The sequence below is a fragment of the Streptomyces albus subsp. chlorinus genome (assembly GCF_013302895.1).
Taxonomy (GTDB): Bacteria; Actinomycetota; Actinomycetes; order Streptomycetales; family Streptomycetaceae; genus Streptomyces; species Streptomyces chlorinus.
This window is the reverse complement of sequence record NZ_VJOK01000001.1, coordinates 3,020,290-3,029,867: the sequence shown is the minus strand read 5'-3', so window position 1 is coordinate 3,029,867 and position 9,578 is coordinate 3,020,290. Positions and strand designations below refer to the sequence as shown.

The 9,578-nt window shown below is 71.4% G+C and carries 8 protein-coding genes and 1 pseudogene; 7 read left to right on the top strand and 2 right to left on the bottom strand.

What is annotated here, in order from left to right; genetic code table 11:
- The 3 genes from FM076_RS13515 to FM076_RS13505 all read left to right on the top strand — a co-directional run.
- On the top strand, nt 1-229 hold a 229-nt coding region (locus FM076_RS13515; protein WP_243274477.1), incomplete at its 5' end, for an ABC transporter C-terminal domain-containing protein.
- 245 nt (nt 230-474) lie between these two features.
- Nucleotides 475-2,286 carry a PQQ-binding-like beta-propeller repeat protein gene (locus tag FM076_RS13510; RefSeq protein ID WP_173870626.1) on the top strand — a complete coding sequence of 604 codons (1,812 nt, stop codon included), beginning with the start codon at nt 475-477 and terminating at the stop codon, nt 2,284-2,286.
- Nucleotides 2,287-2,571: 285 nt separating this feature from the next.
- Nucleotides 2,572-3,246 carry a helix-turn-helix transcriptional regulator gene (locus tag FM076_RS13505; protein WP_173870624.1) on the top strand — a complete coding sequence of 225 codons (675 nt, stop codon included), beginning with the start codon at nt 2,572-2,574 and terminating at the stop codon, nt 3,244-3,246.
- 240 nt (nt 3,247-3,486) lie between these two features.
- On the opposite strand, the gene FM076_RS13500 is transcribed toward FM076_RS13505, so the two are convergent.
- A complete protein-coding gene (locus tag FM076_RS13500) occupies nt 3,487-3,792 on the bottom strand; it encodes a hypothetical protein (RefSeq protein ID WP_173870623.1) in 306 nt (101 codons plus the stop codon).
- A gap of 30 nt (nt 3,793-3,822) precedes the next feature.
- Nucleotides 3,823-5,493, bottom strand: coding sequence for a sodium:solute symporter family protein (locus FM076_RS13495; protein WP_173870621.1), 1,671 nt, complete (start codon nt 5,491-5,493; stop codon nt 3,823-3,825).
- Nucleotides 5,494-5,764: 271 nt separating this feature from the next.
- Between FM076_RS13495 and galT the strand changes: the two genes are divergently transcribed.
- From galT to FM076_RS33745, 4 genes and pseudogenes are all read left to right on the top strand, one after another.
- Nucleotides 5,765-6,880, top strand: coding sequence for a galactose-1-phosphate uridylyltransferase (galT, locus tag FM076_RS13490; protein ID WP_173870619.1), 1,116 nt, complete (start codon nt 5,765-5,767; stop codon nt 6,878-6,880).
- The gene (gene galE, locus FM076_RS13485; RefSeq protein WP_173870617.1) at nt 6,880-7,863 is read left to right on the top strand and encodes a UDP-glucose 4-epimerase GalE; all 984 of its coding nucleotides are present in this window, start codon (nt 6,880-6,882) and stop codon (nt 7,861-7,863) included. Before galT ends, galE begins: the two co-directional genes overlap by 1 nt.
- The gene (gene galK / locus FM076_RS13480; RefSeq protein ID WP_173870615.1) at nt 7,860-9,017 is read left to right on the top strand and encodes a galactokinase; all 1,158 of its coding nucleotides are present in this window, start codon (nt 7,860-7,862) and stop codon (nt 9,015-9,017) included. The genes galE and galK overlap by 4 nt, the downstream gene beginning before the upstream one ends.
- A gap of 442 nt (nt 9,018-9,459) precedes the next feature.
- Nucleotides 9,460-9,578 (top strand): annotated as a pseudogene (locus FM076_RS33745) (DNA-binding response regulator); the annotation flags it as partial.

Genomic DNA, 9,578 nt, shown 5'->3' with positions numbered 1-9,578 from the left:
CGCCAAGCCGGCGGCGCTCTCCCGTGCGGCCCAGAAGGAGATGCAGCGCATCGAGCGCCAGTTGGAGAAGACCGAGCAGCGCGAGGCGGCCCTGCACGCCGAGATGGCCGAGCACGCGACCGACTTCGCCCGGGTGGCCGCACTGGACGCCGAGTTGCGGGACGTACGGGACAAGCGGGACGAGTTGGAGATGCGCTGGCTGGAACTGGCGGAGTCGGAAGGGGCATAAGACCCGGGCGGGGCCGGATCGGGCGGGGCGGGTTCCGACTCGGTCCCGAGGTGGTTGCGACTCGGTGTCACGGCGCCGGGCGGCCGGAACCGGCACCGTGGCCGGATCGTGTCCGATGGTAGAAAGAACGTCCGCTCTGATGTCTGCCATCGGCAGGCCATATGTCCGATCCGCTCGGCCCTACGGGGGTTTGCCCTACCGGGGATTGACGTCGGCGCCGGTCTGCCCGTAACGAGGGATTGTCCATGTCGCAGCCGCCTCCGCCGCCTAGCCAGCCGCCATCCGGAGGCTTCGGCGCGCCGCAGGAACCGCCTCAGGACGCGCAGGGACAGCCGTCCTACGGCTACCCGCAGCAGCCGGGTTCCGGCCAGCAGCCCTACGGCTACCCGCAGCAGCCCCCGCAGCCGCCGCAGGCCCCCGGCTCGCTGTCGAAGGAGCCGCCCGCGCCCGCGTCGCCCCCCGGCTACGGCTATCCGCAGGGCGATCCGCAGGCGCACGCGGCACCGACCCAGGCGGCGTTCGGGGCCGTCGCCCCTCCGCCCCCGGGCCCGCCCTCGCCGCCTCCGGGCCCGCCCGGCCCGCCTCCCGGCGGCTATGCGCAGCCCCCCGGCGGCTACGCTCAGCCCCCTGGCGGCTACCCGTACGCCAACACCGTGGCGGGCACCCCGGGTGGCGGCGGCGGTGGCCGGAACAACTCCAAGGTCCTCGCGATCGTTTCGGCCGTGGTGGCCGTCGTGGTGCTGGCCGGGGTCGGTGTCTTCTTCCTGACCAAGGACGACGGGAAGAAGGACGAGGCCAAGAAGAACGACTCGCACTCGGACAGCAAGGACCCCAACTCGCCGCCGAAGAACACCCAGGCCGAGCAGATCGTCGACATGAAGGCGCCGGCCGTCCACGACGTCACCACCGTCGCCGGTGCCTGGGCCACCGACAAGGTGTTCGCCAAGTCCTCGGTCCGCGAGATGCTCGTGCAGGACCTGGCGACCAAGAAGAGGACGCGGATCTCGCTCAAGGGCAACGTCTGCGCGGCCTCCAACGAGATGACCAAGGACCACAAGGTCGCCGTCGTCGTCCAGGCGACGATCTCGCCCAGCGCCGACTGCAACCGCATGGTGATCGTCGACCTGGACGCGAAGAAGATCGCGTGGGACAAGACCATGCCCAACGCGGACACCCGGTCCGTGGAGAACGTGGCCATCAGCGGCGACACCGTCGCCTCCGCCTGGATCGGCGGCTCGGTCGGCTACAAGATCTCCTCGGAGAAGAAGCTGTGGGAGGCCAAGCCCAGCAACTGCCGCGACACCGGCTACCAGGGCGGCAAGTCCCTCGTCGCCGTCGTGGAGTGCGGGCACGACTTCGACAGGCCGCAGGTCTCGGTGCAGAAGCTGGACCCGGACACCGGCAAGGCGAAGTGGAAGTACGAGCCGCCCAAGGGCGTCAAGGACGTGCGGGTGGCCTCCACCGACCCGCTGGTGCTGGTCGCCGGCGCGGGCGACGAGCTGAGCAGCGACGTGCTCACCGTCGGCGAGGACAAGAAGCTGAAGGCCAAGATCTCGCTGGGCGAGCGCTACAACAAGCCCTGCGAGCTGGAGGTCAACGGCTGCTACGCGATGGCGGTCGGCCCGGACACCGTCTATCTGTCCACCAAGGAGCACGACGGCTCCTCGGACCTGTCCGAGACCAACGAGGTCATGGCCTTCGACTTCACCACCGGCCGCCCCAAGTGGAAGTCGGAGGCGGGCGAGGACCGCACGATCATCCCGTTCAAGATGCAGGGCGACAACGTCCTCGGTTACAAGACGCCGAGCCTGGGCCGCGGTGGCGAGATCGTCACCATCGAGCCGAAGAAGGGCAAGCAGACCACGCTGCTGAAGATGCCCGCCTCGGACATCGGCCAGGGCGAGCAGGCGTTCTCGGTCGACGCCTACTCCGTCGACGCGCCCCTGGTCTTCGAGCACAACAGGTTCTTCCTCCAGGACGACCTGATCTCCGAGCGCTCGTCCCTCGACGACGAGGCCCCGCGGCTCGCCGTCGGTTACGGCCCCACCGGCGGCTGAACCGCCGCCCGGGGACGTCGTCCCGGCGGCTCCACCGGCCCGTCACGGCACGTCCGTGGCGGGCCGGCGCCGTTGCGGCGGGTGCGGGAGCGCGCGCCGTTGCGGCCGGGGCGCGAAGGACGCCTGGGGAAGGGCGCGTTCGAGCTCTCCCTTGGGGATTTCGCTTCGTAAGGGGAGCGGAACGGCGAGTGAGCGTGTAGCTTCCCGGAGAACAGGAGGAGGGGCTGCGCCAGGGGGGGCGTGGGGCCTTCGGCAGTGGCGGCAGTGTGTGGGGGAGCGAGCTTTATGAGCGTACGGCTCATGGTGGTCGACGACCATCGCCTGCTCGCCGAGGCCCTTGCCTCGGCGCTGAAACTGCGCGGGCACCGCGTGCTCGCGGCGGCGGCGCCCAGCGGGGGCGCGGCCGAGCTGGTGATCAGCAGGGCGCCCGAGGTGTGTCTGCTGGGGACGGCGACGCCCGCCGAGCCCGGCGTCTTCGACCCCGTGGTGCGCATCAAGAGAGAGAAGCCGCAGATCGCGGTGGTGGTGCTCGGCCCGGTGCCGAGCCCGCGCGGGATCGCCTCCGCCTTCGCGGCGGGGGCGTCCGGCTATGTGCGGCACGACGAGCGCATCGAGGGCGTCGAGCGGGCCATGGTCAAGGCCCGTGCCGGGGAGGCGGCCGTCGCGCCGCAGCTGCTCCAGCAGTCCTTCGCGGAGCTGCTCAACCCGGCCGCCGAGCCCGACGACGAGGGGGCCCGGCTGCTGCAGATGCTCACCCCGCGGGAGGTGGAGGTGCTGGTGCGGGTCGCCGAGGGCGAGGACACCCGGCTGATCGCGGCGGGGATGGGCATCGCGCCGTCCACCGCGCGGACCCATGTCCAGCGGGTGCTGATGAAACTGGGCGTGGGCTCGCGGCTGGAGGCCGCCGCGCTCGCCGCGCGTACGGGGTTGCTGGAGCGGGCCGGCGGCGCCTCTGGCTGACCGCCGCCGGACCCGCCGGACCCGCCGGGAGCGGGCCGCCCGCCGCCCCCGGCCATACGTCGCCGTGTCGCCCGTGTGCCGCCCGTACGTCCGTATGCCGCCCGTACGTCGCGGGCCGCGGGCGGGTCCTGACCGCCGGGGCACTTCCGGGCGCCCGGGGCACCTCCCGGCGTCCGGGGCACCTCCCGGCCGGTTGCCGGGGGCGCGGGGAGCGGTTCCCCGCGCCCCTCGGGCGCGGCCCTACTCCTCTTCGGTCGCCGGTGGCGGAATGGTCGGGCTCAGCCGCAGCCACAGCAGGAACACCAGGCCGAGGACCAGCATCGCTATGCCGGTCCACAGGTTGATGTTGATGTCCTGCGCCTTCTTGATGTCCTCGTCGGAGGCGAAGACGCCCGCGAGGGTGACGATCACGCCGTAGACGACGAACAGGCCGCCGATGATGCGCCGTACGTCGAAGAGGCGGGCGGCGGTCTGCGAGCGCCGCTCCAGTTCCTCCACGTCCTTCGCCACCTGCTGGGCGGCGGGCTTGTTGTTCATCTCGCTCATAGCGCTTCCTGGTGTCCTTCGCGTCGGGGCTCAGAAGGAGAAGGGGATGTAGCAGAGGGCGGCGAGGACGACGGCGCCCCAGCCCAGCAGCGCGGGCCTGCGGTACCACGCGTCGTCGCCCTGGCCGGGCGGCTCCGGCTCGCCGGGCGAACTGGTGCCGTAGACGAGTCCCGCGAGCTGTTCCACGGGCTTGGGCTTGGTGAAGAGGGTGACGGCCACCATCACCACGGAGCCGACGACGAAGGCCACGATGGAGGAGACGAAGTTGGCGCCCTGGTCGCTGGGGATGTCGATGACGCCCTGCTTGTAGAACCAGAAGTAGTTCACCATCGCGCCGACGGTGCCGGACAGCAGCCCCCAGAAGCCGGCGGCCGGCGTGGTCTTCTTCCAGAACATGCCGATGATGAAGACCACGAACAGCGGGACGTTGAAGAAGGAGAACAGCGTCTGGAGGTAGTTCATGATGTTGCTGAACGAGGAGGCGATGAACGCCGTCCCCATGCCGACCAGGACGCCGACGACGGTGACCCAGCGGGCCGTCGCCACATAGTGCGCGTCGGGGCGGTCCTTCTTCAGGTACGCCGCGTAGATGTCGTTGGTGAAGACGGTGTTGAAGGATGAGATGTTCGCCGCCATGCCCGCCATGAACGCCGCCAGCAGACCGGTGACCGCGATGCCGAGCACGCCGTTGGGCAGCAGGTCCCGCATCAGCACGGGGATGGCGTCGTTGTACTGGAGGCCGTCCTTGGTCTTGCCCAGGGTGGGTTCCATGACGAGTGCGATCAGGCCCGGGATGACCACGACGGCGGGGATGAGGATCTTCGGGAAGGCGGCGATCAGCGGGGTGCGCTGGGCCGCGGAGAGGTTCTTGGCGGACAGCGCGCGCTGCACCTCGGCGAAGTTGGTCGTCCAGTAGCCGAAGCTCATCACGAAGCCGAGGCCGAGCACGATGGTCAGCCAGTTGGCGCCCAGCGGGTTGCCCGAGCCGATGCCGGTGCCGTCCCAGGCGGTCATGAAGGCGTCGCCCTTGCGCCCGGAGAGGGTGTCGGAGATGCCGTCCCAGCCGCCGACCCGCTTGAGGCCCACGACGGTCAGCGGGATCAGCGCGGCGAGGATCACGAAGAACTGGAGCACCTCGGTGTAGATGGCCGAGGAGAGCCCGCCCAGCGTGATGTAGGCCAGGACGAAGAAGCCCGCCACGACGATGGAGATCCACAGCTCCCAGCCCAGCAGCGCCTTCAGCACGAGCGCGAGCGCGTACAGGTTGACGCCCGCGATCAGTACGGAGGAGACGGCGAAGATGACCGAGCTGAGCAGGTGGGAGGAGGGCCCGAACCTGTGCAGCAGGAACTCCGGCACGGAGCGGACCTTCGAGCCGTAGTAGAAGGGCATCATCACCAGGCCGAGGAAGACCATGGCGGGGATGGCGCCGATCCAGTACCAGTGCACCGTGTAGACGCCGTACTGGGCGCCGTTGGCGGCCATGCCGAGGATCTCGGTGGCGCCGAGGTTGGCGGCCACGAAGGCGAGGCCGGTGATCCACGCGGGGAGCGACCGGCCGGAGAGGAAGAAGTCGAGGCTGGTCTTCACGCTGCGCCGGGCGGCGAAGCCGATCCCGAGCACGACGGCGAAGTAGAGGGCGAGGATTGTGTAATCGAGTCCGTTGGTGGGGAGCCGTAGCCCTTCGGCCAAGTGCAACATGGGTCACTCGCTTCATTGCGCGATCGGAACGGACGCGAACGTACCTCCAGGGTTTCGACTTTTGAAAGGACATGTTGCATAGGTTTGTTTGATTGTGATGATTGTCCAGGGGAAGGAAGGGGGTGATTTCGGGTATATGTCGCACGGTGCGTGCCCTGGGGGGCTGCCGTCGGGCCGACGTCCGCGCGGACGGGCGTGCGTTGAACAATCTGTTGGCTCGTGGTTCCTTGTGTGCGATTATGTTTGAGGTCGAGCAACGAGGAGCCAGCCGGTGAAGAAGACCTCAGGCCGCCTTGCGGACGGCCGCGAGATCATTTATTACGACCTCCGCGACGACGTGACCCGTACCGCCGTCGACCGGCGCCCGCTGCCGGCCGCCCGGGCACGCTCCGAGATCCGGCACGATCCGCTGCTGGACGACTGGGTCGGCGTCACCGCGCACCGCAACACGCGCACCTACCACCCGCCGGCCGACGAGTGCCCCCTGTGCCCCTCCCGCGAGGGGCGGATGAGCGAGATCCCGGAGTCCGACTACGACGTCGCCGTCTTCGAGAACCGCTTCCCCTCCTTCAGCGGTGCCCCCGGCAAGGAGGAGCACGAGGACCCGCGCGCGCTCTTCCGGCACGCCCCCGGCGCCGGCCGCTGCGAGGTCGTCAGCTTCACCTCCGACCACCACGCCTCCTTCGCCGACCTCGACGAGGAGCGGGCCCGGCTCGTCCTGGACGTGTGGACCGACCGCACCGACGCGCTCGCGCGGACCCCGGGCGTACGGCAGGTCTACTGCTTCGAGAACCGCGGCGAGGAGATCGGCGTCACCCTCCCCCACCCGCACGGCCAGATCTACGCCTACCCCTTCACCACCCCGCGCACGGCACGCATGCTGCGCTCCGTCGCCGAGTACGGCGCCGGACACGGCGGGGCCAACCTCTTCGACGACCTGGTCGCGGCCGAACGCGCCGCCGGTGAGCGCGTGGTGCTCGACGGGCAGTACTGGATCGCGTTCGTCCCCTACGCCGCGCACTGGCCCTACGAGGTGCACCTCTACCCCAAGGCCCGGGTGCCCGACCTGCTCGCGCTCGGCGAGGGGGCCCGCGCCGAGTTCCCCGGGATGTACCTGGAACTGCTGCGCCGCTTCGACCGTATATTCGGCGAGGGCGCGCCGCGCACCCCCTACATCGCCGCCTGGCACCAGGCGCCGTTCACCCCCGGCGGCGGCCCGGACGGGGCGGCACGCGAGGAGTTCGCCCTCCATCTGGAGCTTTTCACCATCCGACGGGCTCCCGGCAAACTGAAGTTCCTCGCGGGTTCCGAGTCCGGCATGAACGTGTTCATCAACGATGTGCCGCCGGAAGCAGCGGCGGGGCGACTGCGAGAGGTGGCTTCCTGATGAAGTACTTGGTGACCGGCGGCGCCGGCTACGTCGGGGGCGTCGTGGCGGCGCACCTGCTGGAGGCGGGCCACACCGTCACGGTGCTCGACGACCTCGACACCGGCTTCACCCCCGGCGTGCCCCAGGGCGCCACCTTCGTCGAGGGCCGCATCCAGGACGCGGCCCGGGTGCTGGACGCCTCCTTCGACGGGGTGCTCCACTTCGCCGCGCACTCCAAGGTGGGCGAGTCCGTCGAACAGCCGGAGAAGTACTGGCGCAACAACGTCGGCGGCACCATCGACCTGCTGGCCGCCATGCGCGAGGCGGGGGTGCGCAAACTGGTGTTCTCCTCCACCGCCGCGGTCTACGGCGAGCCGGAGCGCACCCCCATCACCGAGACCGACCCGACGGCCCCCACCAGCCCGTACGGCGCCTCCAAGCTCGCCGTGGACCACATGCTCACCGGCGAGTGCGCGGCCCACGGCCTGGCGGCGGCCTCGCTGCGCTACTTCAACGTCGCCGGCGCCTACGTCGCCGCCGACGGCACCGCGTACGGCGAGCGCCACGACCCCGAGTCGCACCTGATCCCGCTCGTCCTCCAGGTAGCCCAGGGCCGGCGCGAGAGCATCTCCGTCTACGGGGACGACTACCCCACCCCCGACGGCACCTGCGTGCGCGACTACATCCACGTCGCCGACCTGGCCCAGGCGCACCTGCTGGCCCTGGAGAAGGCCACCGAGGGCCAGCACCTGATCTGCAACCTCGGCAACGGCAACGGCTTCTCCGTACGGGAGGTCGTCGAGACCGTCCGCAAGGTCACCGGCCACCCGGTCCCCGAGACGGTCGCCCCGCGCCGGGGCGGCGACCCGGCCGTCCTCGTCGCCTCCGCGCAGCGTGCCCGCACCGAACTGGGCTGGCGGCCCGAGCGCAGCGGACTGGAGCAGATCGTCGAGGACGCCTGGCGGTTCGCCCAGCGCCTCCCCGCGGAGGGCACCGCATGAGCCAGGACGCCCGGGAGGGGTTCCGCGAGGTCTACGACGCCGAACCCGAGGGCGTGTGGGCGGCCCCCGGCCGGGTCAACCTGATCGGCGAGCACACCGACTACAACGACGGTTTCGTGATGCCGCTCGCCCTCCCGCACACCGTCCACGCCGCCGCCGCGCGCCGCGACGACGGCGTCCTGCGGCTGCACTCGGGCGACGTCCCCGGCGCCGCCTACCAGTTGGCGCTGGAGAAGCTGGCACCCGGCGCGGACGGCGGCTGGGCGGCCTACCCGGCGGGGGTCGCCTGGGCGCTGCGCGAGGCCGGACTGCCCGTGGGCGGCGCCGACATCCACGTCACCAGCACCGTGCCCACCGGCGCCGGGCTCTCCTCCTCGGCGGCGCTGGAGGTCGCCACCGGCCTGGCCCTCTCGGAGCTGTACGGGCTGGGCGTCTCCCGCGAACTGCTGGCCCGGCTGTGCCAGCGGGCGGAGAACGACTTCGTGGGCATGCCCTGCGGGATCATGGACCAGATGGCCTCGGCCTGCTGCTCGGACGGTCATGTGCTCCACCTCGACACCCGCGACCTGGCCCAGCGGCAGGTCCCCTTCGACCTGGCCGCCGAGGGGCTGCGGATGCTCGTCGTCGACACCCGCGTCAAGCACACCCTGGCCGACGGCGCCTACGCCGGCCGCCGCCGGGCGTGCGAGGCGGGCGCGGCGGCGCTGGGTGTGCCCGCGCTGCGGGACGTCGCCCACGACGAGCTGGAGGCGGCCCTCGCCCGCCTGGACGCCCGCCTCGACGACCCGGAGGTGCGCGGCTGCGTGCGGCACGTCGTCACCGAGAACCGGCGGGTGGAGGAGACCATCGCGCTGCTGGACGCGGGCGAGCCCCGCGCGGTGGGCGCCGTGCTCACCGCCGGGCACGCCTCCCTGCGCGACGACTTCCGCGTCTCCTGCGACGAACTGGACCTGGTGGTCACCTCCGCGCTCGCGGCCGGCGCGCTCGGCGCCCGGATGACCGGCGGCGGCTTCGGCGGCTCGGCGCTGGTGCTGGTCGAGGAGGCGGATACGGAGAAGGTCGGCGAGGCGGTCACCTCGGCCTTCGCCGCGGCCGGCCACCTGGCGCCGCACCTGTTCGAGGCCGTACCGAGCGCGGGTGCCCGCCGCCTGTGAGCGGGCGCCCGCCGGTGTGAGACGGCCGGGGCCACTGGTGTCAGACGGCCGGGGCCACCGGGAGCGGCGGGGAACACGGGGAATCGGGGGAGCGGGTGCGTCCCCGGGCGCGGGGCCGGGGGAGTGCCGCAGGGGACGGGAGCATACGGCGCACAGGAGTGCGGAACGCGTGCTCCCCGGGGGCGCGGACGCGAAAGGCGGGTGCGCCGTGTGTGCGCCCCGTGCCGGTGACGAGCGGGACGACTTTTGTCATTTGCCTTCCGTTGTCACAGCCCAGCCGTACTCTGATGCGTAGGTGGCACCGGTGGGGGCCGGTGCTGATCAGGGGGCGAGACAGCCGGGTACGACGCCCAGGGGCGGGGTAGACAGCGAACACGGCGGCGGCCGTGTCGATGAGCGCTTCCCGCGCATGGGCGCCGTGCCCGCACTGCCAGGGGGTGCCATGCAACGTATTCGGGTACTGGTCGTCGACGACCACCGGATTTTCGCCGAGTCCCTCGCCGCCGCGCTCGCGGCCGAGCAGGACGTCGAGGTGGGCGCGGCCGGGAGCGCGCGGCGGCG